The organism is Azohydromonas aeria, from assembly GCF_009760915.1.
GTDB lineage: Bacteria > Pseudomonadota > Gammaproteobacteria > Burkholderiales > Burkholderiaceae_C > Azohydromonas > Azohydromonas aeria.
The window spans coordinates 41,413-62,534 of record NZ_VIDQ01000014.1; the positions used below are offsets into that span (position 1 = coordinate 41,413).

General features: G+C 68.1%; 22 protein-coding genes and 1 pseudogene. 16 read left to right on the top strand and 7 right to left on the bottom strand.

Features of this window, described 5'->3' with window-relative positions; translation table 11 throughout:
* Window positions 1-3: 3 nt before the first annotated feature.
* Together FJ694_RS11050 and FJ694_RS11055 are read left to right on the top strand one after the other, a co-directional pair.
* A complete protein-coding gene (locus tag FJ694_RS11050; RefSeq protein ID WP_157267010.1) occupies window positions 4-450 on the top strand; it encodes a PaaI family thioesterase in 447 nt (148 codons plus the stop codon).
* Window positions 450-1,181 (top strand): 2-phosphosulfolactate phosphatase, encoded by a 732-nt coding sequence (locus tag FJ694_RS11055; protein ID WP_157267013.1) that lies wholly within the window; start codon window positions 450-452, stop codon window positions 1,179-1,181. Before FJ694_RS11050 ends, FJ694_RS11055 begins: the two co-directional genes overlap by 1 nt.
* Before the next feature lie 129 nt (window positions 1,182-1,310).
* Here the strand turns inward: FJ694_RS11055 and FJ694_RS11060 are convergent, their stop codons facing one another.
* Window positions 1,311-2,132, bottom strand: a complete 822-nt coding sequence (locus FJ694_RS11060; RefSeq protein ID WP_157267016.1) for an IclR family transcriptional regulator — start codon at window positions 2,130-2,132, stop codon at window positions 1,311-1,313.
* A gap of 189 nt (window positions 2,133-2,321) precedes the next feature.
* On the opposite strand from FJ694_RS11060, the gene FJ694_RS11065 reads away from it, so the two are divergent.
* The 7 genes from FJ694_RS11065 (at window position 2,322) to pcaF (ending at window position 10,590) form a co-directional block, all read left to right on the top strand.
* Window positions 2,322-3,527 (top strand): acyl-CoA dehydrogenase family protein, encoded by a 1,206-nt coding sequence (locus FJ694_RS11065; RefSeq protein ID WP_157267019.1) that lies wholly within the window; start codon window positions 2,322-2,324, stop codon window positions 3,525-3,527.
* Window positions 3,528-3,536: 9 nt separating this feature from the next.
* Window positions 3,537-4,700, top strand: a complete 1,164-nt coding sequence (locus FJ694_RS11070; RefSeq protein WP_157267022.1) for an acyl-CoA dehydrogenase family protein — start codon at window positions 3,537-3,539, stop codon at window positions 4,698-4,700.
* Between the two features lie 18 nt (window positions 4,701-4,718).
* Window positions 4,719-5,891: an acyl-CoA dehydrogenase gene (locus FJ694_RS11075; protein ID WP_375140209.1), complete on the top strand. Its 1,173-nt coding sequence runs from the start codon at window positions 4,719-4,721 to the stop codon at window positions 5,889-5,891.
* Window positions 5,892-5,908: 17 nt separating this feature from the next.
* Window positions 5,909-6,670 carry an electron transfer flavoprotein subunit beta/FixA family protein gene (locus FJ694_RS11080; protein ID WP_157267027.1) on the top strand — a complete coding sequence of 254 codons (762 nt, stop codon included), beginning with the start codon at window positions 5,909-5,911 and terminating at the stop codon, window positions 6,668-6,670.
* A 1-nt stretch (window position 6,671) separates the two neighbouring features.
* Entirely contained in the window at window positions 6,672-7,604 is a 933-nt protein-coding gene (locus FJ694_RS11085) for an electron transfer flavoprotein subunit alpha/FixB family protein (protein ID WP_157267030.1), read from the top strand.
* A gap of 22 nt (window positions 7,605-7,626) precedes the next feature.
* Window positions 7,627-9,315: an electron transfer flavoprotein-ubiquinone oxidoreductase gene (locus FJ694_RS11090; protein WP_157267032.1), complete on the top strand. Its 1,689-nt coding sequence runs from the start codon at window positions 7,627-7,629 to the stop codon at window positions 9,313-9,315.
* 72 nt (window positions 9,316-9,387) lie between these two features.
* The gene (gene pcaF / locus FJ694_RS11095; protein ID WP_157267035.1) at window positions 9,388-10,590 is read left to right on the top strand and encodes a 3-oxoadipyl-CoA thiolase; all 1,203 of its coding nucleotides are present in this window, start codon (window positions 9,388-9,390) and stop codon (window positions 10,588-10,590) included.
* 386 nt (window positions 10,591-10,976) lie between these two features.
* Here the strand turns inward: pcaF and FJ694_RS11100 are convergent, their stop codons facing one another.
* Window positions 10,977-13,214, bottom strand: coding sequence for a hybrid sensor histidine kinase/response regulator (locus FJ694_RS11100; RefSeq protein WP_157267038.1), 2,238 nt, complete (start codon window positions 13,212-13,214; stop codon window positions 10,977-10,979).
* Window positions 13,215-13,525: 311 nt separating this feature from the next.
* Here FJ694_RS11100 and FJ694_RS36675 point away from each other — a divergent pair, with 311 nt between their 5' ends.
* Together FJ694_RS36675 and FJ694_RS11115 are read left to right on the top strand one after the other, a co-directional pair.
* Window positions 13,526-13,696: an EAL domain-containing protein gene (locus FJ694_RS36675; protein WP_198320793.1), complete on the top strand. Its 171-nt coding sequence runs from the start codon at window positions 13,526-13,528 to the stop codon at window positions 13,694-13,696.
* 152 nt (window positions 13,697-13,848) lie between these two features.
* A pseudogene (locus FJ694_RS11115) lies at window positions 13,849-14,249 on the top strand (EAL domain-containing protein).
* A gap of 25 nt (window positions 14,250-14,274) precedes the next feature.
* Here the strand turns inward: FJ694_RS11115 and FJ694_RS11120 are convergent.
* Complete coding sequence (locus FJ694_RS11120; protein WP_157267047.1) at window positions 14,275-14,559, bottom strand: hypothetical protein; 285 nt, start codon at window positions 14,557-14,559, stop codon at window positions 14,275-14,277.
* A gap of 101 nt (window positions 14,560-14,660) precedes the next feature.
* On the opposite strand from FJ694_RS11120, the gene flhD reads away from it, so the two are divergent.
* The 3 genes from flhD (at window position 14,661) to FJ694_RS11135 (ending at window position 15,599) form a co-directional block, all read left to right on the top strand.
* The gene (gene flhD, locus FJ694_RS11125) at window positions 14,661-14,984 is read left to right on the top strand and encodes a flagellar transcriptional regulator FlhD (protein ID WP_157267050.1); all 324 of its coding nucleotides are present in this window, start codon (window positions 14,661-14,663) and stop codon (window positions 14,982-14,984) included.
* A gap of 14 nt (window positions 14,985-14,998) precedes the next feature.
* Window positions 14,999-15,220, top strand: a complete 222-nt coding sequence (locus tag FJ694_RS11130; protein WP_157267054.1) for a hypothetical protein — start codon at window positions 14,999-15,001, stop codon at window positions 15,218-15,220.
* Window positions 15,221-15,281: 61 nt separating this feature from the next.
* Window positions 15,282-15,599 (top strand): thioredoxin domain-containing protein, encoded by a 318-nt coding sequence (locus tag FJ694_RS11135; protein WP_232539987.1) that lies wholly within the window; start codon window positions 15,282-15,284, stop codon window positions 15,597-15,599.
* Between the two features lie 31 nt (window positions 15,600-15,630).
* Here the strand turns inward: FJ694_RS11135 and ribA are convergent, their stop codons facing one another.
* Window positions 15,631-16,299: a GTP cyclohydrolase II gene (gene ribA, locus FJ694_RS11140; RefSeq protein ID WP_157267057.1), complete on the bottom strand. Its 669-nt coding sequence runs from the start codon at window positions 16,297-16,299 to the stop codon at window positions 15,631-15,633.
* Here ribA and FJ694_RS11145 point away from each other — a divergent pair.
* Together FJ694_RS11145 and FJ694_RS11150 are read left to right on the top strand one after the other, a co-directional pair.
* The gene (locus FJ694_RS11145; protein ID WP_157267060.1) at window positions 16,210-16,425 is read left to right on the top strand and encodes a nuclear transport factor 2 family protein; all 216 of its coding nucleotides are present in this window, start codon (window positions 16,210-16,212) and stop codon (window positions 16,423-16,425) included. The two genes, ribA and FJ694_RS11145, sit on opposite strands and share 90 nt — an antisense overlap.
* 125 nt (window positions 16,426-16,550) lie before the next feature.
* Window positions 16,551-17,486 (top strand): alpha/beta hydrolase, encoded by a 936-nt coding sequence (locus FJ694_RS11150; RefSeq protein WP_157267063.1) that lies wholly within the window; start codon window positions 16,551-16,553, stop codon window positions 17,484-17,486.
* A 39-nt stretch (window positions 17,487-17,525) separates the two neighbouring features.
* On the opposite strand, the gene FJ694_RS11155 is transcribed toward FJ694_RS11150, so the two are convergent.
* From FJ694_RS11155 to FJ694_RS11165, 3 genes are all read right to left on the bottom strand, one after another.
* Entirely contained in the window at window positions 17,526-19,928 is a 2,403-nt protein-coding gene (locus FJ694_RS11155; protein WP_157267066.1) for a bifunctional diguanylate cyclase/phosphodiesterase, read from the bottom strand.
* A 102-nt stretch (window positions 19,929-20,030) separates the two neighbouring features.
* Window positions 20,031-20,438, bottom strand: a complete 408-nt coding sequence (locus FJ694_RS11160; protein ID WP_157267069.1) for a heme-binding protein — start codon at window positions 20,436-20,438, stop codon at window positions 20,031-20,033.
* Window positions 20,435-21,121: a class II aldolase/adducin family protein gene (locus FJ694_RS11165; protein WP_157267073.1), complete on the bottom strand. Its 687-nt coding sequence runs from the start codon at window positions 21,119-21,121 to the stop codon at window positions 20,435-20,437. Before FJ694_RS11165 ends, FJ694_RS11160 begins: the two co-directional genes overlap by 4 nt.
* Window position 21,122 lies beyond the last annotated feature (1 nt).

Below are 21,122 nucleotides of genomic sequence, written 5' to 3' on the forward strand. Positions count from 1 at the left end.
CGCATGGACACCCTCTGCCTTGATATTCCTGCCGGCTTCGAGCCCTTTGCTGGTGCCGGCCCCTTCTTCTCCGTGCTCGGCCCGCTGTACCGGCGCCGCGCCGAGGACGGCCGCAGCGTGCTCGGCCTGCACGTGACGGCGCAGCACGCCAACCACATCGGCGTGGCGCATGGCGGCATGCTGACGACGCTGGCCGACGGCGCGCTCGGCATCAACCTCTCGCGCCACCCGCGCTACAACCGACCGTTGGTGACGGTGAACCTCAACACCGACTTCCTGTCGTCGGCGCAACTGGGCGAATGGCTGGAGGCCCAGGTGGAGTTCCGACGCCTCGGGGGCAGGCTGGCCTTTGCCGACTGTCTCATCAGCGCCGGCGAGCGCCTGGTGCTGCGCGCCACCGGCGTGTTCGCCGTGGCGGCCGTCGGCCGGAAGCCTGCCGGTGAAGCCTGATGAAGGTCCACGTGCTCACCCGCAAGGAAGAGATCGACCCGCTGCGCCTGGCAGGCAAGGTCGTGGTGGTGCTGGACGTGCTGTTTGCCACCACCACCATGGCCGCGGCGCTGGACGGAGGCTGCACCGAGGTGCTGCCCATGCCGGATGGCGAGGCGGCCCGGGCCGCGCTGCAGCGCCCGGACGCGCCGTCTGGCGTGGCCGCCGGGGAATGGATGGCGCAGACGCTGCCGGGCTTCGTGGCGGCCACCCCACTGGCGGTCCTGGCGCAGCCGCTGTCCGGTCGGCGCCTGGTCTACAGCACGACCAACGGCACCGTGGCGCTGCTGCGCGCCCGGGGTGCGGCCGAGGTGCTGGCCGGTGCGCTGGTCAATGCCGCGGCGGTGGTGCGGTACCTGCTGCGCGTGCATCCGGAGCGCACCGTGGTGCTGGCCTGCGCCGGCTCGGCCGGGCGCTTCAACCTGGAGGATTTCTACGGCGCGGGCTGCCTGGTGTCCCTGTTGCGCGAAGCACCGGGCCCGCGTCGCTTCAGCGACTCGGCGCTGGCGGCGGCCCTGCTCTACACGCACGCGCGCGGCCTGCCGCACGGAAACGACCACCCGCTGTGGCAGGCCCGCGTGGGGCAGCGGATGGTGGAAAAGGCGCACGCGGCCGACTTGAGCTACGCGGCGCGCGAGAGCGTGCTGGAGGTGGTGCCCAGGATGGACGGCGAGCGTCTGGTGCTGGCCTGATGCCGGTTGCCATCAGGCACGAAGAATTCATCCATGCGCACGCGGGCGAAGCACCAGGCGTCTCACGATGCCGCCGGTCCGCTTCCTGCCTACGGCCGGGCCGGGCTGCGCAGGCGCTGACAAGCTGCATCAGCGCGCCAGCATGCCCTCGAGCCGGCTGACCATCTCGATCAGGCGCGGGCGTACCTCTTCCAGCAGGAACTCCTTGGACAGCAGGAAGGACGGCGCGCCGCAGTTGATGGCCATGGGCGGCAGGCCGCCGCCGGGATTGAAGGCCCGGGCGATGGCGTTGACGTCGCTTTGCCAGTCACCAAAAGAACAGGTCACGCCCAGGGTTCGGTAGTCCTCCAGCGCCTTGCGGATGCCGCGCTCCGTCTCCGGCCAGGCCATCTCGTCGAACTCGCGCACCCGCTCCATGAACTCCACCCGCTCGCGTTCGGGAATGGCCGCCAGCCAGGCGCGGCCGATGGCGGTGGCCGCCACCGGGATGCGCGAGCCGATGTCCAGGCTCAGCGTCAGCGCCGAGGTGGAGCGGCAGTTCTCGACGTAGATCATCGACATGCGGTCGCGCGCACCCAGTGACACCATGGCGCGAGAGAAGTCCGCCAGCTCCTGCATCAGCGGACGCGCCACCGTGCGCACGTCCAGCTTCGCCAGCATCGCGCTGCCCAGCGACAGCGTGGCCGTGCCCAGCCGGTACTTGCCGCTGTCCTCCAACTGGATCAGGTAGCCCAGCTTGGTGAGCGTATAGGTCAGCCGCGAGACGGTGGACTTGGGCAAGCCGCAGCGCTGCGCGATCTCCTGGTTGCCCAGCGTCTTGTCGCCGGAACGAAAGCACGCGAGCACCTCCAGGCCGCGCGCGAGCGCGGTGACGAAGTGGCGATCTTCCTTGGCGCCGGATTCGCTGCTTTCGGCCTCCGGCTCGGCCTGGATGTTGGCGGGCCTGTCCATGACGAAGCTCTGTAGTTCTGGTCCCATTAGTGGAACACAAAACCGCATATCGGTCGGTTTCGGCCCATCAAGAATCGACACAGTTCCGCTATGGAGAAGTTGACAGCGCCGCGTCGTGCATCAACAATGCGTTTGTGCTGTTTTGCAGAACTTAGTTTTGCACAGCGGAATTGAATGACCGGAGACCCCATGGATCTGAACTTCAGCCCCGAAGACCAGGCCTTCCGCGAGGAGGTACGCAGCTTCCTGCGCGAGTCGCTGCCCGCGCACATTCGCGACAAGGTCAGAAACGGCGTGCATCTCATGCGCGACGACCACCTGCTGTGGCAGCGCACGCTGCACGGGCGCGGCTGGAGCACGCCCGGCTGGCCGCGCGAGTTCGGCGGCCCCGGCTGGAGTGCGGCGCAGCAGTACATCTTTGACGAGGAATGCGCCGCCGCGGGCGCGCCGCGCCTGATCCCCTTCGGCATCAAGATGGTGGCGCCGGTGATCATGGCCTTCGGCTCGCCGGTGCAGCAGCAGCGCTTCCTGCCCCGCATCCAGGCCGGGCTGGACTGGTGGTGCCAGGGCTACTCCGAGCCCGGCTCGGGCTCGGACCTGGCGTCGCTCAAGACGCGCGCGGTGCGCGGCGTCGATGCGCAGGGCGAGCACTACATCGTCAACGGCCAGAAGACCTGGACCACGCTGGCACAGCATGCCGACTGGATCTTCTGCCTGGTGCGCACCGATCCGGCGGCCAAGGCGCAGCGCGGCATCAGCTTCCTGCTCATCGACATGAAGAGCCCGGGCATCAGCGTGCGGCCCATCATCACGCTCGACGGTGCGCATGAGGTCAACGAGGTCTGGTTCGAAAACGTGCGCGTGCCCGCCGAGAACCTCATCGGCGAGGAGAACGCGGGCTGGACCTACGCCAAGTTCCTGCTCGGCCACGAGCGCACCAACATCGCCGGCATCGGCATCGCCAAGCGCGAGCTGGCGCGGCTCAAGGCCGTGGCCGCGCGCGAGCGCAAGAACGGCCGCCCGCTGCTGCAGGACCCTCTGTTCTCGGCGCGCGTGGCTCAGGTGGAGATCGACCTCATGGCGCTGGAGGTCACGAACCTGCGCGTGCTCTCGGCCGAGAGCGAGCAGCGCGCGCCGGGCCCCGAGGCCTCGATCCTCAAGGTCAAGGGCACGGAGATCCAGCAGCAGATCTCGGAGCTGCTGGTGCAGGCCGTAGGGCCCTATGCCCTGCCCTTCCTGCCCGAGGCGCTGGAAGGCCAGGGCGTCGAGCCGCCCGGCCCGGCCCATGCGCTGGCGCTGGCGGCCACGTACTGCAACCTGCGCAAGCTGTCCATCTACGGCGGCTCCAACGAGATCCAGAAGAACATCGTCGCCCAGATCATCCTCGGCCTCTAAGGACCTGCCATGGACTTCAATTTCAGCGAAGAGCAGCGGCAGCTGCAGGACACCATCGAGCGCTTCGTGCGCAACGACTACGGCTTCGAGAAGCGGCGCGCGATAGCGGCCAGCGCTGAAGGCTTCAGCCGCCAGGTGTGGCAGAACCTGGCCGAGCTCGGGGTGCTGGCCATCAACGTGCCGGAGGCGCACGGCGGGCTGGGCTTCGGCCCTGTGGAGACGATGCTCGCCATGCAGGCCAGCGCGCCGGCGCTGCCGTGCGAGCCGCTGCTCTCCAGCGCCGTGATCGCCACCGCGCTGGTACGCGACTTCGGCGACGCCGCGGCGCAGGCCGAGCTGCTGCCTGCGCTGGCCTCGGGTGAGCGCATCGTCGTGCTGGCACACCATGAGGCGCCGGCGCGCGGCATGGCTGCCTGGGTGCAGACACGTGCCGCGGCGGAAGGCGACGGCTATGTGCTTGACGGCCGCAAGGCCGTGGTCAGCGACGCCGCTGCGGCCGACGAGCTGCTGGTGTCGGCACGCCTGTCGGGCGCGCCCGATGACGCATCCGGCGTGCTGCTGCTGCGCGTGCCGCGCGGAGCGGCGGGGCTGAGCCTGCGCGAGTACGCCACCATCGACGGCCACCGCGCCGCCGAGGTTGAGCTGAGCGGTTGCTTCGTGCCGGCGCAGGCCGTACTGGGCACGCCCGGGCAGGCGCTGCCGGCCATCGAGCGCGCGCTCGACATCGGGCTGGCGGCCCTGTGCGCCGAAGCGCTGGGCCTGCTGCAGGCCACGGTGGATGCCACCGTGGAGTACCTGCGCACGCGCCAGCAGTTCGGCCAGCCCATCGGCCGCTTCCAGGCCCTGCAGCACCGTGCTGCGGACATGCTGCTGCACCTGGAGCAGGCGCGCTCGATGACCTATCTGGCGGCGATGCGTTGCACCGATACAGGCGACGAGGCCAGGCGCCAGGCGCTGTCCGCGGCCAAGGTGGTGGTGAGCCAGGCCTGCCGCTTCATCGCTCAGCAAGCGGTGCAACTGCACGGCGGCATGGGCATGACGGACGAGCTCGTGCTCAGCCACTGGTTCAAGCGCCTGCTGGCCATCGAGGCCAGCATGGGCGACACCGACACCCACCTGCAGCGCTTCGCCGCACTGTCGCAGCGCGAGGCGCTGCAGGCGGCCCAGGCCTGAATTCCCAAGGAGACGATGATGTCCACCCCCTTCCAATGGGACGATCCGCTGCTGCTGGAACAGCAGCTTGATGCCGACGAGCGCGCCGTGCGCGAGGCCGCGCGCGACTACTGCCAGGGCCGCCTGGCGCCGCGCGTGCTCGAGGCCTTCCGCAGCGAGCACACCGATCCGGCCATCTTTCGCGAGATGGGCGAGATGGGCCTGTTGGGCCCGACCATCCCCGAGCAGTACGGCGGGCCGGGCCTGAACTACGTGGCCTACGGCCTCATCGCACGCGAGGTGGAACGCGTGGACTCGGGCTACCGCTCGATGATGAGCGTGCAGAGCTCGCTGGTGATGGTGCCGATCTACAAGTTCGGCAACGAGGCGACCCGGCAAAAGTACCTGCCCAAGCTGGCCACCGGCGAGTGGATCGGCTGCTTCGGTCTCACGGAGCCCGACCACGGCTCCGACCCCGGCAGCATGATCACGCGCGCCCGCAAGGTGGCTGGCGGCTACGAGCTCACCGGTACGAAGACCTGGATCTCCAACAGCCCGATTGCCGACGTGTTCGTGGTGTGGGCCAAGGACGACGAGGGCAGGATCCGCGGCTTCGTGCTGGAAAAGGGTTTCAAAGGCCTGTCCGCCCCTGCCCTCCACGGCAAGGTGGGGCTGCGCGCCTCCATCACCGGGCAGGTGGTGATGGACCAGGTGTTCTGCCCCGAGGAGAACGCCTTTCCCGAGGTGCGCGGCCTCAAGGGTCCGTTCACCTGCCTGAACTCCGCGCGCTACGGCATCGCCTGGGGCGCGCTGGGCGCGGCCGAGGACTGCTGGCATCGCGCGCGCCAGTACGTGCTGGACCGCAAGCAGTTCGGCAAGCCGCTGGCGGCGAATCAACTGATCCAGAAGAAGCTGGCCGACATGCAGACCGAGATCACGCTGGGCCTGCAGGGCTGCCTGCGGCTGGGCCGCATGAAGGACGAAGGCACCGACGCGGTGGAGATCACGTCCATCATGAAGCGCAACAGCTGTGGCAAGGCGCTGGACATCGCACGCATGGCGCGCGACATGCTGGGCGGCAACGGCATCAGTGACGAGTACGGCATCGCCCGCCACCTGGTGAACCTGGAGGTGGTCAACACCTACGAGGGCACGCACGACATCCACGCCCTGATCCTGGGCCGTGCCCAGACCGGCATCGCCGCGTTCTGACAGACAAGGAGACAGCCATGAAGATCCTCGTGCCCGTGAAGCGGGTGGTGGACTACAACGTGAAGGTCCGGGTGAAGTCCGACGCTTCGGGCATGGACCTCGCCGGCGTGAAGATGAGCATGAACCCCTTCGACGAGATCGCCGTCGAGGAAGCGGTGCGGCTCAAGGAAAGGGGCGTCGCCACCGAGATCATCGCGGTCTCCTGCGGTGTCATGCAGTGCCAGGAAACGCTGCGCACCGCCCTGGCCATCGGCGCGGACCGCGCCATCCTGGTCGAGACCCCCAACGACCCATCCTTCGAGCTGCAGCCACTGGCCGTGGCCAAGATCCTCAAGGCCCTGGTGGACAAGGAACAGCCCGGCCTGGTGATCCTGGGCAAGCAGGCGATCGATGACGACAACAACCAGACCGGCCAGATGCTCGCTGCGCTGGCCGACCTGCCCCAGGCCACCTTCGCCTCCAAGGTCGAAGTTCTCGAGGGCAAGGCCAAGGTGACGCGCGAGGTGGACGGCGGTCTGGAGACCGTGGAAGTCACGCTGCCGGCCGTCGTCACGACCGACCTGCGCCTGAACGAGCCGCGCTACGTGACGCTGCCCAACATCATGAAGGCCAAGAAGAAGCCGCTGGAGACGGTCAAGCCGGCCGACCTGGGCGTGGACGTGACGCCCCGGATCAAGACCCTGAAGGTCAGTGAGCCGCCCAAGCGCGGCGCCGGCGTGAAGGTGCCCGACATAGTCACCCTCGTGGACAAGCTCAAGAACGAAGCCAAGGTGATCTGACATGGCCGCACTCGTCATTGCCGAACACGACAACGCGGGCCTGAAGGCCGCGACCCTGAACACCGTCACCGCCGCGCTGGCTTGCGGCGGCGAGGTGCACGTGCTGGTGGCCGGCGAGAACGCCGCCGCCGTGGCGCAAGCCGCCGCCCAGGTCCAGGGCGTGGCCAAGGTGCTGCACGCCGACTCGCCCGCGCTGGGCACGCAGCTGGCCGAGAACGTCGCCGCGCAGGTGCTGGCCGTGGCCGGCAACTACAGCCACATCCTGTTCCCGTCGACGGCCAACGGCCGCAACGCCGCCCCGCGCGTGGCCGCCAAGCTCGACGTGGCGCAGCTCAGCGACATCACCAAGGTGCTGAGCGCCGACACCTTCGAGCGCCCGATCTACGCCGGCAATGCCATCGCCACCGTGCAGAGCGCCGACGCGGTGAAGGTCATCAGCGTGCGCACCACGGGCTTCGATGCCGCGCCCGCCACCGGCGGCAGCGCTGCAGTCGAAAACCTGGCCGCGGTGGGCGACAGCGGCCAGAGCGCCTTCGTCGGCCGCGAGCTGACCAAGAGCGACCGCCCCGAGCTGACCGCCGCCAAGATCATCGTGTCGGGCGGCCGCGCGCTGGGCTCGGCCGAGAAGTTCACCGAAGTGCTCACGCCGCTGGCCGACAAGCTGGGCGCGGCCCTCGGCGCCTCGCGCGCCGCGGTGGACGCGGGCTACGCGCCCAACGACTGGCAGGTAGGCCAGACCGGCAAGATCGTTGCGCCAACCCTGTACATCGCCTGCGGCATCAGCGGTGCCATCCAGCACCTGGCGGGCATGAAGGATTCCAGGGTGATCGTGGCGATCAACAAGGATCCGGAGGCGCCCATCTTCAGCGTGGCCGACTACAGCCTGGAGGGTGACGTTTTCGAGGTCGTGCCCCAACTGGTCAAAGCGTTGTGAGCCACAGTCCACGAGGTGCCCGATGACCACCCAGCAGCAACTGCTTGAGCAATACGGTCCGCGCGAGTCCATGGACTACGACGTGGTGATCGTCGGCGCCGGCCCCGCGGGCTTGGCCACGGCCATCCGGCTCAAGCAGCTCGCCGCCGCAGCGGGCTCCGAGGTGTCGGTGGTGGTGCTGGAAAAGGGCTCCGAGCCCGGCGCGCACATCCTCTCCGGCGCGATCATGGATCCCATCGCGCTCACCGAGCTGTTCCCGGACTGGAAGGAAAAAGGCGCGCCGCTGAAGCAGCCGGTCACCGAGGACGAGTTCCTGTTCCTCTCCGAGACCGGCTTCAAGACCACCCCGCACGGCCTGCTGCCCGACTGCTTCAAGAACCACGGCAACTACATCGTCAGCCTGGGCGAGGTGACGCGCTGGCTCGCGGAACAGGCCGAGGCGCTGGGCGTGGAGATCTTTCCCGGCTTCGCTGCGGCGGAAGTGCTGTACGCCGAGGACGGCCGCGTGAGCGGCATCGCCACGGGCCACATGGGCCTGGGCAAGGACGGCGAGCCCACCGAGAACTTCCAGCTGGGCATGGAGCTGCTCGGCAAGTACACGGTGTTCGCCGAAGGGTCCCGGGGACATCTTGGGAAACAGATCATCGAGCGCTTCAGCCTGGACGCGGGCAAGGCTCCGCAGAGCTACGGCATCGGCTTGAAGGAACTGTGGGAAGTGCCCGCTGTGAACCACAAGCCGGGCCTGGTGGTGCACACCGCCGGCTGGCCGCTGGAGCCCGACACCTACGGCGGCTCGTTCATCTACCACGCGGCGGACAACAGGATAGCCATCGGCTTCGTCGTGGGCCTGGACTACCAGAACCCCTGGCTGTCGCCCTTCGAGGAGTTCCAGCGCTTCAAGACGCACCCGGCAGTGCGCAAGCACCTCGAGGGCGGCAAGCGCATCAGCTACGGCGCGCGCGCCATCACCGCCGGCGGGCTGCTGAGCCTGCCCAGGACGGTGTTCCCCGGTGGCGCGCTGGTGGGCTGCGACGCGGGCTACCTCAACGCCAGCCGCATCAAGGGCAGCCACGCCGCGATCAAGAGCGGCATGCTGTGCGCCGAGGCCGCCTTCGAGGCGCTGCAGGCCGGGCGCAGCGGCGATGAGCTCACGGCGTATCCGCAGGCCTTCGAAAAGAGCTGGCTGTTCGCCGAGCTGCAGCAGGCCAGGAACTTCAAGCAGTGGTTCAAGAAGGGCCGCGGCACGGCCACGCTCATGACCGGCATCGAGCAGTGGCTGCTGCCGCGGCTGGGCGTCAAGAACCCGCCGTGGACCGTGCAGCGCAAGCTGCCCGACCACGTCAACCTGCGCCCGGCCGCCGAGTTCCCGCGCATCGACTACCCCAAGCCCGACGGCGTGCTCACGTTCGATCGCCTCTCCTCGGTGTTCATCAGCAACGTGAGCCACGAGGAGAACCAGCCGGCGCACCTGACGCTCAAGGACGCGACGGTGCCGACGCGCATCAACCTGCCCACCTTCGCCGGGCCGGAGAGCCGCTACTGCCCGGCGGGCGTGTACGAGTACGTGGCGGCCGAGGGTGGCGGGGAGCGGCTGCAGATCAACGCCCAGAACTGCGTGCACTGCAAGACCTGCGACATCAAGGACCCGACGCGGAACATCGTCTGGGTCACGCCCGAGGGCGGCGGCGGACCCAACTACGCCGGCATGTGAGCCCGTCGGCATGGGCCAGGCAGCCCGCAACCGACTGCATCACCCTTTTCCATCATCACAGGAGACGACACCATGGCGCACGCCTTCATCTGCGATGCCATCCGCACCCCCATCGGCCGTTACGGCGGCGCGCTCTCCAGCGTGCGAGCCGACGATCTCGGCGCCATTCCTCTCAAGGCCCTGATGGCGCGCAACCCGCAAGTCGACTGGCAGGCTGTGGCGGACGTCCTCTATGGCTGCGCCAACCAGGCCGGCGAGGACAACCGCAACGTCGCGCGCATGGCCAGCCTGCTGGCTGGGCTGCCGCAGGAGGTGCCCGGCATGACGATCAACCGGCTGTGTGGTTCCAGTCTGGATGCGGTGGGCACCGCGGCGCGTGCCATCAAGGCCGGCGAGGCCGGCCTGATGATTGCCGGCGGCGTGGAAAGCATGACCCGCGCCCCCTTCGTGATGCCCAAGGCCGAGAGCGCCTTCAGCCGCAGCAACACGGTCTACGACACGACCATCGGCTGGCGCTTCGTCAACCCATTGATGAAGACGCAGTACGGCATCGACTCGATGCCCGAGACGGCCGAGAACGTTGCCACCGAACATGGGATCAACCGGGAGGACCAGGACCGCATGGCGCTGGCCAGCCAGCTCAAGGCCGTTGCGGCGCAGGAAGCCGGACACCTCGCGCGCGAGATCACGCCCGTGACGATTGCGCAGAAGAAGGGAGAAGCGCTGATCGTGAGCCGGGACGAACACCCGCGGCAGACCAGCCTGGAAGCCCTGGCCAGACTCAGGGGCGTGGTGCGACCGGACGGCACGGTCACGGCGGGAAACTCCTCCGGCGTCAACGACGGTGCCTGCGCGCTGCTGTTGGCCGACGAGGCCGCGGCGGCGAAGCACGGACTGACGCCCAGGGCGCGTGTCGTGGGCATGGCCACGGCCGGCGTGGCACCGCGCGTGATGGGCATTGGCCCGGCCCCTGCGACTCGGAAGGTGCTGGCCCAGACCGGCCTGACACTGGAGCAGATGGACGTGATCGAGCTCAACGAGGCCTTCGCCGCCCAGGGCTTGGCCGTGCTGCGCCTGCTGGGGTTGAAGGACGACGACGAGCGCGTCAACGCATGGGGCGGTGCCATCGCGCTGGGCCATCCGCTCGGGGCCAGCGGCGCACGGCTGGCCACCACGGCAGTCAACCGGCTGCATGCCACCGGCGGACGCTATGCGCTGTGCACGATGTGTATCGGCGTTGGCCAGGGCATCGCAGTGATCATCGAACGGGTGTGACGGCCCCGGACGTCGACGCCAGGCCTGATGAAGCCCTGTGGGCTCCGAGAGCCGGCGACTGCAGCATGGACCGATCCTGCCAACGCTGCTGCGCCTGGCACTGCCCAACGTGCTCGCGATGGTGATGACAGTGCTGGTCGGCATCGCCAAGACCTGGGCTTCCCCGGTTCTCCGGACACATCGAATGACATGCCCTGTCGGCGATGGCACGAATGTGTGCCTCGACCTCGCTGGACGGCGAGCTCGGGCTCTCATGCCTGGCATGCAACCGCTCGAAAGCTTCCAGCAGCGCTCGGCCCGAGGCCATGGCCTGGAGTTCGTCGAGTTGCTGCAGCGACAGCCCCGTGGCTTTCGAGAGTGCCTGCGGTGTCATGGAGGAGCTGAAGTCAGCTGTCATTGATACCCGCGTCGGCCGCCTTCGCCGCCACCGCCCGGACTTGAGCGAGAAGGTCCTCAGCAGGGCACGGCTTGGGTAGCACCAGAAAGCCCATGTCCCTGGCCTTCTGCAGTTCCGCCGTGAACCCGGTCATCAGAATGACTCCAGTTGGTTGGCCGCTCTGCGCGATTCTGTGGGCCAAAGCAATGCCGTCTACGGACCCGGGCATGCGGATGTCGCTGAGAACGACGTCAAAGGGCCTTTCAACTTCGAGCGCTATCACGGCGTCGTCGCCTGTCCTGGCCTTCTCCACCTGGCAGCCCGCAGCCACCAGTACGTCGGCCGCAGCCTGGGCCAAGTCCTCGTTGTCTTCTACGAGCAGCACGCGAGCGTTGATGGAGTCTGTCCCGGTGGTGGCGCTTTGCCGCACTTCAGATGCGAGCGGCTTGCTCGACAGCGGCAGGTACATCCGGACCGTCGTTCCGCGGCCGAGCTCGCTCTCGATCGTGGCCACGCCTCCGGACTGCACGCACAGCCCGTAGACCTGGCTCAAGCCCAGGCCGGTGCCGTGGCCCACGGGCTTGGTGGTGAAGAACGGCTCGAAGACCTTGCCAACCAAGTCAGGCGCAATGCCCGTACCGGTGTCACGGACCTCCAGCACCACGTGCTGCGCCGGTGTTACGGACATCTCGCCGGCGTGCGCAAGGCGTGCGGTGATGTGGAGCGCGCCGCCATCGGGCATCGCATCCCGGGCGTTGACGGCCAGGTTGATCAGGGCCAGCTCCAGCTCGTTCGGATCGACCTCGACGTGCAGCCGTGCCGGCTCCACCACGCTTCGCAGCTCGATCCTGCTGTGCAGCGCCGATCGCATCAGCGCCGTGAGCGACGGCAGCTGCTCCCTCAGGTCGATGACCTCCGGACGCATGGGCTGGCGACGCGAGAAGGTGAGCAACTGGCGTGTGAGCTTGGTGCCGCTGGAAACCGCACGCTCGATCTTCGACACGCAGCTCTCCTGCACCGCGGACAGGCCCGTGCGCCGCAGGATGTGCATGTTGGTGCCGACGACCATCAACAGGTTGTTGAAGTCGTGGGCCACACCACCGGTCAGGTGAGCCACGGCTTCCAGGCGCTGCCCCTGCACCATCGCGCGGTGGGCCTGTTCTGCCTGCTCCAGCGCCTCGCTGATGCGCCGCTGCGTCACGGCACTGGCATTGCGCAGGGAGTCAGCCGCATCGGACATCGCCACGGCGACCTCGTCAATCTCGACGACGCCTGTGGGCTTGAAGGTTGCGGCGCTGCCCTGCCCCAGCGCGTGCGCAGCGTGCTTGAGCGCCACCACCGGCCGCGTGAGCGCGCGGCCTACCCACAATGCACCGATCACGACCGCCACTGCAAGCAAAGCGGCCGTCGAGGCGAACCGGGACAGTGCCAGTGCGGACCAGGTGGCCACCTCGGCCTGGGGCACCCCGATCACGAAGCTCCAGCCATACTTGCTACCCTTGCTGAAGACGGCCAGGACAGGCCGGCCGTCAATGGAAAGGGTCTCCAGGGCTCCTTCCTGATGCGCCATAAGCTGTTTGAGCAAGGCTTCAGGCACGAGCTTGCCGACGAACTGCTCTGCGCCGATGGTTCGCGCCACGATGAAACCGTTGCGGTCCACCACGGTGCCGATCCAGGAATCGGGCAGTCGTTGCTCCTTGAGCAGATCCTGCAGGTAGTTGGCATAGCCGCCCATGGACAGGTAGTGACGCAGGCGGCCGTCCACGACCACCGGCACCTCGACCGCGAAGCTGTACTGCTTGCCAATGGGCGCGAAATACAGGTCCGACACCAATGTGGCCAGTGGATCAGCTTGCTCGCGCAACTTGGAGAAAACTGTACGTGGCAAGGATCCTTCCCCGAAAGGACGCCGGGTGTTGAGCACTTGCTGCCCCGAGATGTCACTCAGCACCACGGCCATATCAGGCTGCGGGGCTATGTCCCGCGCATAGCGGTAGAAGGTCTCGAGGTTGCCCTGGACGAGCGCGGGCGACTTCGCCAGCGTCTTGACCACGCCCTCGCGCCGGGCGAGTTCGCGGTCAACCACCATCGACATCGCCCGTGCGGTTTCAAGCACCCGTGCTTCGGACGACTGCCTCTCTTCCTTGTAGAAGTACGCGATGCTCATCACCGCTGCCAGCAACGTGGGCAACAGCACCGATAGCGCCAGGAGAACCAGCCAGGAACGCACACTGAACCTGCGCGGCATCTACTTGCTCCGTAGGTACAACAACCAGGACCCACGGGACACACTTCCACAGAGGTCAGGGCTGAGTTTACCGACCTTGACTCGGACGGCTTCTCAAATTCGGCGAGGCCCTCGCCAGTTGCTTATCCTCACACGCCTGCGGCTCACAGTCACCTGCATGCCATGGCGTCAGAACAGATCAGATGCGGCCGGGACAAGGACAACCCAGAACCTTCAGCAGGGATCAAGGATCATGCGGCTGGAGAAGATTGCGGCAGCGCGCAACTCGTCCAGGAAGAGGCAGCTCAGCCTGCACTACCAGCCCAAGTTCTGTGCCCGCACGCGGCGCTGCCTGGGCGGGCGTGGAGGCGCTGGTGCGCAGGCAGCACCCGAAGCGCGGGCTGCTGGCGCCGGGGGCTTTCCTGCCTGCCGTGCTCGGCATGCTGCTGGAAGTGGCGCTGGACCGCTGGGTGCTACGCGAGGCTGTGGCGCAACTGGTGTGACCTGGCCGGCACGGTAGCCGCCGTGGTCCAGGAGGCTGCCCCACAGCAGGCGATGCCGCTCGAAGGTATCGAATTGGAAGCATTGGAGACGGCGGCTTCTCAACGACCTGACGAGCGCCAGCCGCACCATCGAGGCCTGCACGCGCCAGGGCATCTCGTTCGCACTGGACGACTTCGGCACCGGCTACTCCTCGCTGCCGTACCTGCAGCGCCTGCCGGTGAGCACACTCAAGATCGACCGCAGCTTCGTTGCCAACATGCTCACCAGCGAGGGGACTTGCATATCGTGCGTGCCGTCATCGGGCTAGCGCAGGCTTCCAACGTCAGCACCGTGGCCGAGGGCGTGGAAAACGATGAGCAGGCTCGCGCCTTGACGGAGCTGGGCTGCCACGAACTGCAGGGCTACGGCATCGCCAAGCCCATGGCCGTCGAGCAGTCCACTCCTGGCTCGATGCCAGCAGCGCAACCTGTGCGTGATACGGCAAGCTCGGGCCTGGGCCATGTGGTCCCTGCAAAAGCAAAAGGCTGCGGTGCTTTCGCACGGCAGCCTTGACGCCCCGCACGAACCGGGTGAAGGGCTATGCGGTTTCTTCAGCGCAGGTCACGGGTTCCTGAATCGGCCCAATCATGCCGCCGGTTTTCGCCTTGGATGAGCATGATTGTGCGGGACATTGCCATGCAGCAATCCGGCCATTTGAGCCGTAATGGCAGCCCATCTTCGAGCGCAGGCCCTTGGAAGCTGCAGCTGCATCGATGATGGCATGGCGAACATTGAGCAGCCCAGGGCAAGACAAGTTGCATCCCGCCCTTGTCAGCGGATCGTCGTGCCGATGCAGGAAGCTTTCCGACAGCATCACGGACAAGCCTGTTCCGCTGCTGTGTAAACAGCCCGATTTGCGCTCTCTGTTCCGGTCTTTGCAATGCCCGACTTGCCTGGCACCGACTGCTGAACGAAGCCCCATCCATGAATGCTGAACAGATCACCGCCGAAATCTGCGAAGCCAACCTGTCGTACCTGATGCTGGCCCAGAGCCTCATCCGCAGCGACCGCGAACAGGCGATCTACCGCCTGGGTGTGTCCGAGGAAACGGTGGACGTGATCGCGATGCTATCGCCGGCGCAGATGCTCAGGATCGCTTCGGGCAGCACGCTGCTGTGCCGTTTTCGTGTGGAGGACGATCTGGTGTGGAAGCTGCTGTTCAACCACGACCGCGGTGCGGCCAACGAGGGCGCAAGCCGCCTGCATGCAGCAATCCTGATGGCCGGGCGCCATCTGGAAGCCGCCTGACCACCATTAGCGAGTTGCTGCGCCTGGACTTCAAGGGCAGCCCCAACCGCGCCACGCTGGCCGTCCTGCGCGGCACCTACCACCTCCCCAAGCGCACGGCGGCCTACGTCTCGGTCGGTCACATGCGCAACGACGGCGCGCCGGCGCTGGCGGTGAGTTCCGGCGCCGCGGGCAGCGCGCCCGAGCCCGGCGGCAACCAGAACAGCGTGATCGTCGGTCTGCGCCATGCGTTCTGACGCCCAACGCGCCGCCCCGGCTGCCGAGCCCGGAGACACCTTTCAATGAAGGACGCCCCGCATGGACAGGCTGATGCCTCTGCAGCCCGTACCGCCCCAGGCCGTACCCACGGTGGGCGGCCGCAACCGGAGCCTGCAGCAGGCCGACATCCCGATGCTGCAGCTGATCGTCTTCTACCGTGGCTCGCACTGCCCCGTCTGCCAGCGTCGAGGAGCCACCCATCTTGAGCGAACCGGGCGTGTCCCTCGTCAAGCCGGACTGCACGCTGTACGCGGCCTTCGTCAACACCAGGCCCTTCGCACGACCGCAACTCCGGGAAATCCTGCTTCGCTGCAGAAGATCCTGGAAGTGGACTATCCGGCGCGCGGCGAAGCGTGAGCAGATGTGCTGCGGGCCGTGGCCCGGCCCCTTACCGGGGCGCGAACGCTGCGTTCACGTGCATGTTCTGGGCCTTGGGCTCGCCGTCAAGCAACTGGTGTCCGAGCATCAGCTGCTTGGTCCGCAGGTAGGCGCGGTTGGCCTCGTGCACCGGTGTCAACAGCGGCACGCGCTCGTTCACCGGCAGGCCGGAGCGAAGCACTTGCTCGACCTTGCGCGGGTTGTTCGTCATCAGGCGCACGCTGCAAACGCCCAGGTCGCGCAGCATGGCAACGCCGACGCCGTAATCGCGCCCGTCCACGGGCAATCCCAGACGCAGGTTCGCTTCCACGGTATCGGCGCCCTCGTCCTGCAGCGCATAAGCGCGCAGTTTTTCCAGCAGGCCGATGCCGCGGCCCTCGTGCCCGCGCAGGTACACGATGACGCCGCGCCCTTCGCGGGCAACGCGCGCCATCGCCGTCTCCAGCTGCGGCTGGCAGTCGCAGCGCATGGAGCCGAAGCTCTCACCCGTGAGGCACTCTGAGTGCAGGCGGGCGAGGACAGCATCCCCAGCTGGGTCACCCAGGCACAGGGCAACATGCTCTCGGTCGGAAGACGCTTCCCTGTAGCCGTGCAACGTGAACAACCCCCCAACGTCGTCATTGCCGAGTTCGACGGCGACATCCGCGTCGCCGGCACGGGCCGCAAGTACGACAACCACTACATCAACGTCTTCACCTTCCGTGCCGACGGCAAGCTCGTGCACGTCAAGGAGTTCTTCAACCCGTTGGTGCTGATCGATGGCGGTGCCTTCGACAACGGGGCCCCTCGCACCGGGCGTCCCTGAGCACGCCCCCCACACGTTGCCTCCCCGCACTCCCTGCCTGTTGAAGGAACGCCATGAAACGCCGTGCCGCCGCCCAACTGCTTGCCACCTCGCTCCTGTCCATCGCCTCCTACGGAGTCCTGTCCATGAACACGCCTGTCCACGCCGCGCCCTCTTCCGAGCTTCGTCCCGGTCCCAACCGGGTGCACTTCACCAGCGAGGGCGTGCCCATGGTGGGAGACCTGTACCTGCCCGCGGGCTACCGCGCTGGCGACAAGCTGCCGGCCGTGGTCGTCACAGGCTCCTGGACCACCGTCAAGGAACAGATGGCCGGTGCCTACGCACGCCGGCTTGCCGAGCAGGGCTACGCTGCGCTGGCTTTCGACTTCCGCTTCTTTGGCGAGAGTGGCGGCGAGCCGCGGCAGCTCGAGTCGCCGGCGGCCAAGACGCGCGACATCCTCAGCGCCGTGACCTTCCTGGAATCGGTGCCGGCCGTGCACCGGGGCCGCATCGGCGCGCTGGCCGTGTGCGCCAGCGCCGGCTACATGGCCGATGCCGTGGCGCAGGACCGGCGACTGCGCGCCTACGTGGCGGTCGCGCCCTGGCTGCATGACGCCGAGTTGGTCGAGGCCATCTACGGTGGCGAGGCCGGCGTTCAGCGGCGCCTGCAGGCCACCGACGAGGCCGAGGCACAGGCGCGCCGGGGCGAAGGGGTGCGCTACGTGCCGGCCGTCAGCACCACCGACGCCAGTGCCGCCATGTTTGGCCAGCTGGACTACTACCTGAACCCGCGCCGCGGTGCGATCCCGGCCTGGGACAACCGCTTTGCCGTGCAGTCGTGGCGCGAGTGGCTGATCTACTCGCCCATGCCGTCGGCCGCGCGCATCCGCGTGCCGGTGCTGCTGGTGCACAGCGAGCAAGCGGCGGTGCCCGCGGGGGCCAGGAAATGGTTCGGCCAGGTGTCAGCGCCCAAGAAGATGCTCTGGCTCGACGGCGCGACGCAGTTCGATTTCTACGACCAGCCCGCACAGATGGAAGCGGCCATCCGTGCCGCCGTGGCCCACTTCGCGGCCAGCCTCTGACCGCGCTGCCAAGCCGCGCCCTCTGTTCCGTGGCACGGTCTAGTTACGGGCCTCGCACCAACTGTGGAACTGCTCAGCCGGCATAGGCCGGCTGATGCAGTAGCCCTGGGCCTGATCACATTGCAGCGCTGCGAGGTCGTCCAAAGTCTCCTTGTCTTCCACGCCCTCGCCGATCACGAGCAGCCGCAGGTCATGGGCCAGCTCGATGGTCGAGCGCACGATGGCGGCCGAGCCGCTTTCGCGACGCATGCGGCTGACGAAGGACTGGTCGATCTTGATGGCGTCCACCGGCAGGCGCTGCAGGTAGGACAGCGAGGAATAGCCCGTGCCGTAGTCGTCTATGGCCAGGCGCAGCTCCAGCCGCTTGAGCCGCCCAAGCGTTTCCAGCGCCGCGTTGGGATCGAGCATCAATGCACTTTCAGTGAGCTCAAACTCGATCCAGTCGGGCTCCGCGCCCCAGGTCATCAGCGCTCCCTCGATGCGGTCAAGCAGCTTGGGGTCCTGCAGGTCGCGCGCCGAAAGGTTCACGGACAAGGGACACTCCTGCCCCTGTTCGCGCCAGGCATGGCTGTAGCGCAACGATGTGTTGAGCATCCAGTAGGTCAGCGGCGTGATGAGGCCGGTCTGCTCCGCGAGCTTGATGAAGTCGCCGGGATGGACCTGGCCCAACCGCGGATGCTGCCAGCGCACCAGGGCCTCCGCGCCGCACACCTTGCCCGTGTCCAGCTTCACCTTGGGCTGGCAGTACAGCAGCAACTCGTCCCGTGCCAGGGCCTCGCGCAGTTCGGCCAGAAGCTCCAGGCGCTGGGCATATTGCTGGTCCAGACCATTGCGGTAGAACGAGACTGAAGTGCCGCAGACGCGGCCCTGGGTCAGCGCCACGCCGGCTCGGCGCAGCAGGGCTTCGCCGTCATTGCCGTGCCCGGGATACAGACTGATGCCCACGTTGGCCCGCGCATCGAGCCGCAGCCCGGAAACGTCGATGGCGCCGCCCAGCGCCATCAGCAGCCGCTGGGCCAGCCCACCGGCCTCTTCAGCGCCGGCGCGTGGCAACACCACCGCGAACTCGGCCTCCGCAAGGCGGCCCAGCGTTGCCGGGCTGTCGCATAGCGCCTGCTGCAGCCGCTCACCGACGGCCTGTACCAGCTTGTCCACCTCGGTGCTGCCCAGCGTCTCGTTGAGCTCGGCCAGGTGCGTCAGGCCGATGCGCAGCAGCGCCAGCGAACGGCGCTGGTCGCGCGCGGCGGCAATGGCCTCGCTGAGCACCTCGCACAACTGCGCGCGGTTGGGCAGTCCCGTCACCGTGTCGAAGTACGCCATGCGGCGTATGGTCTGCTCGGCCGCCAGGGCCTTGGCACGGTGGTGCAGCGCATCCAGCCCATAGCCCAGATCGGCAACCGTGGCCGCAAGCAGTTCGACCTCCTGGGCATCGAATCCGTCGCATTCCTTGGCCAGGATGTAGAGCGCGCCCAGGACCTGCTCGCCGACACGCAGTGGCAGCAAGACCACCGAGCCGTAACTGCGGGAGGCGTACTCCTGCCGCAACGGAAAGCTCGGGTCGTTGGCCAGGTCATGAAACACCATGGGCTGACCCGCATCCAGCCGCGCAGCCCGTTCGGGGTCGCTGCGCAACCAGCTCAGGTTGCGCCGCCCATCCAGAAAGCCTTCCTCGAAGCCGGCATGGGCCATTGGGCGCACGCTCAGCATCTCGTCGTGCTCGAAGTAGCCGACCCAGGCCATGCGGTAGCCGCATTCCTCCACCGCCACGCGGCAGATCTCCTGCAGCAGCGCCGTTTCGTCACGGGCCTGGGCGAGCGCGCGGTTGACGGCCGCGCGCGTGCGCACGGCACGGTTGAGGCGCTGCACCTCGGCCTCGGCGCGCTCGCGGCGCCGGCGCAGCCGCAGGATTTCCAGGCCGAAGGCCACGTCGCCGGCGACCTCGTCCAGCACCTGCCGCTCCTGGCCGCTGAAGGCGTCCGTCTCCGGCGCCCCAATGGTCAGGGCCCCGAACAGCTCGCCCTCGATGCGCAAGGGCAGCGCCAGCACCGAGCCCAGGCCGTGACGGCGCGCCAGGTCGCGCCAGACGGCGGGGAAGAAGTCGCCCTGCGCGTCGTTGACCAGGCAGGCCGTGCCGGTGCGTATGGCCATGCCCGTGGCGCTGCGGCCGCGCTCGGTGTCGCTCCAGACCAGCGGCTCCACCTCGGTCTGGTTGGTCCCGCGCCCGGCATGGGCCAGCAGCGTGACGGTCTTGTCCGCGTCGTGCTCGGCCCGGCCTATGCGCGCCAGGTGGTAGCCGCCGTCCTCGACAACCACGCGGCAGATTTCCTGCATCAACGCGCCCTCTTCCTGGGCGCGCAGCAGGGCCCGATTGCAGCCGCTCAAGGTGCGCAACGCGCGCTCCAGGCGCTCCATGTCTTCCTGCTTGGACCGGGGCTTGTTCATGGCGTGACGCCGCGGACGCGGCGGGCAGAGGACCTGCCCGCCCTTTACTCCTTCCCTCGCCGGTCGTCACTCCCCGTGCAAACCCCAGGTGCTGCGAACGCGTCAAGCGGAGAGCACCGCGCAGCCCGCACGCGCGACTTGCGCGTCCTCGTGGGACTTCACGCCGCTAACGCCCAGGGCCCCAACCACGTGGCCGTCCACCACCACGGGCACGCCGCCTTCGAGCAGGCAGCCCAGCCCCGGCGCGCTGAGGAATCCCGTGCGCCCGGCGTTGAGCATCTCCTCGTAGAAGCGGCTCTCGCGCCGGCCCTGGGCGGCGGTCTGCGCCTTGGCGATGGCGATGGCCGCCGTTGCCGGCGCGGCGCCGTCCTCGCGCTCCAGCCACAGCAGGTGGCCGCCGTCGTCCACCACGGCGATGCACACCGGCCAGGCATTGCGGCGGGCCTCGGCTTGCGCCGCGGCCGCCATGCCGCGCACCACGTCCAGCGTCAGGTAGGGTTTTGCATTCATCGTTGTGCTCCAGTGGATTCCAGGGTCAGGTAGTCCCACAGGCGCTCGGCGATGCGCCCTTCCCAGGTGGCGCGTTCGCGGGCCTGTGCCTCGTCGGCAAAGCTCTGGTGGTTGGTGCCCGCGGCCGCGCGCACGGCCAGTTCCACGCGCGCGGCGTCTTCCAGGAACCAGGCCAGGGCCACGGCCTGCGGCAGCGAGGCCCCCACCGTGACGGCGCCGTTGCCCGCCAGCACGATGGCCGGCGCCTCGCCCAACGCGTGGGCCACGCGTGCCGCGCGGCTGTCGTCGCGCACCAGCGTCGGGTCGCCCCACAGCGGCACGCCGCCATGGAAGTAGCTGCCGAAGCCGTGCCGCGCGCGCGGCGTCAGCCCCATGGCGCCCAACGCCATCACCTGCGGCGACATGAAACGGCAGAGGGCCTGCACGTCGCCGCGGCGGCGGTAGATCTGCTGGTGCACCCGCACCTCGCCCAACACGCCGGGCGGCAGCGGGCCTTCCACCGGGACCACGGTGCCCTCATCGCCGGGGCCTATGAGCCCAAGCGGCTTGGCCGCGCACACCAGGAAGCTCGTGGGCGACAGCCGCAGGCTGACATGGCCGAAGGCCGTCACCAGGGCACCGCGCGCCAGCGCGCGGGCCGCGTCGCGCAGCAGTTGCTGCTGCTCGGGGGTCGCTTGGGACATG

Excerpts from the sequence above, each read along its gene's own strand:
- FJ694_RS11050 (WP_157267010.1), top strand. The coding sequence starts at position 4 with ATGGACACCCTCTGCCTTGATATTCCTGCCGGCTTCGAGCCCTTTGCT.
- FJ694_RS11055 (WP_157267013.1), top strand. The coding sequence starts at position 450 with ATGAAGGTCCACGTGCTCACCCGCAAGGAAGAGATCGACCCGCTGCGC.
- FJ694_RS11060 (WP_157267016.1), bottom strand. The coding sequence starts at position 2,132 with ATGGACAGGCCCGCCAACATCCAGGCCGAGCCGGAGGCCGAAAGCAGC.
- FJ694_RS11065 (WP_157267019.1), top strand. The coding sequence starts at position 2,322 with ATGGATCTGAACTTCAGCCCCGAAGACCAGGCCTTCCGCGAGGAGGTA.
- FJ694_RS11070 (WP_157267022.1), top strand. The coding sequence starts at position 3,537 with ATGGACTTCAATTTCAGCGAAGAGCAGCGGCAGCTGCAGGACACCATC.
- FJ694_RS11075 (WP_375140209.1), top strand. The coding sequence starts at position 4,719 with ATGTCCACCCCCTTCCAATGGGACGATCCGCTGCTGCTGGAACAGCAG.
- FJ694_RS11080 (WP_157267027.1), top strand. The coding sequence starts at position 5,909 with ATGAAGATCCTCGTGCCCGTGAAGCGGGTGGTGGACTACAACGTGAAG.
- FJ694_RS11085 (WP_157267030.1), top strand. The coding sequence starts at position 6,672 with ATGGCCGCACTCGTCATTGCCGAACACGACAACGCGGGCCTGAAGGCC.
- FJ694_RS11090 (WP_157267032.1), top strand. The coding sequence starts at position 7,627 with ATGACCACCCAGCAGCAACTGCTTGAGCAATACGGTCCGCGCGAGTCC.
- pcaF (WP_157267035.1), top strand. The coding sequence starts at position 9,388 with ATGGCGCACGCCTTCATCTGCGATGCCATCCGCACCCCCATCGGCCGT.
- FJ694_RS11100 (WP_157267038.1), bottom strand. The coding sequence starts at position 13,214 with ATGCCGCGCAGGTTCAGTGTGCGTTCCTGGCTGGTTCTCCTGGCGCTA.
- flhD (WP_157267050.1), top strand. The coding sequence starts at position 14,661 with ATGAATGCTGAACAGATCACCGCCGAAATCTGCGAAGCCAACCTGTCG.
- FJ694_RS11135 (WP_232539987.1), top strand. The coding sequence starts at position 15,282 with ATGGACAGGCTGATGCCTCTGCAGCCCGTACCGCCCCAGGCCGTACCC.
- FJ694_RS11150 (WP_157267063.1), top strand. The coding sequence starts at position 16,551 with ATGAACACGCCTGTCCACGCCGCGCCCTCTTCCGAGCTTCGTCCCGGT.
- FJ694_RS11155 (WP_157267066.1), bottom strand. The coding sequence starts at position 19,928 with ATGAACAAGCCCCGGTCCAAGCAGGAAGACATGGAGCGCCTGGAGCGC.
- FJ694_RS11160 (WP_157267069.1), bottom strand. The coding sequence starts at position 20,438 with ATGAATGCAAAACCCTACCTGACGCTGGACGTGGTGCGCGGCATGGCG.
- FJ694_RS11165 (WP_157267073.1), bottom strand. The coding sequence starts at position 21,121 with ATGTCCCAAGCGACCCCCGAGCAGCAGCAACTGCTGCGCGACGCGGCC.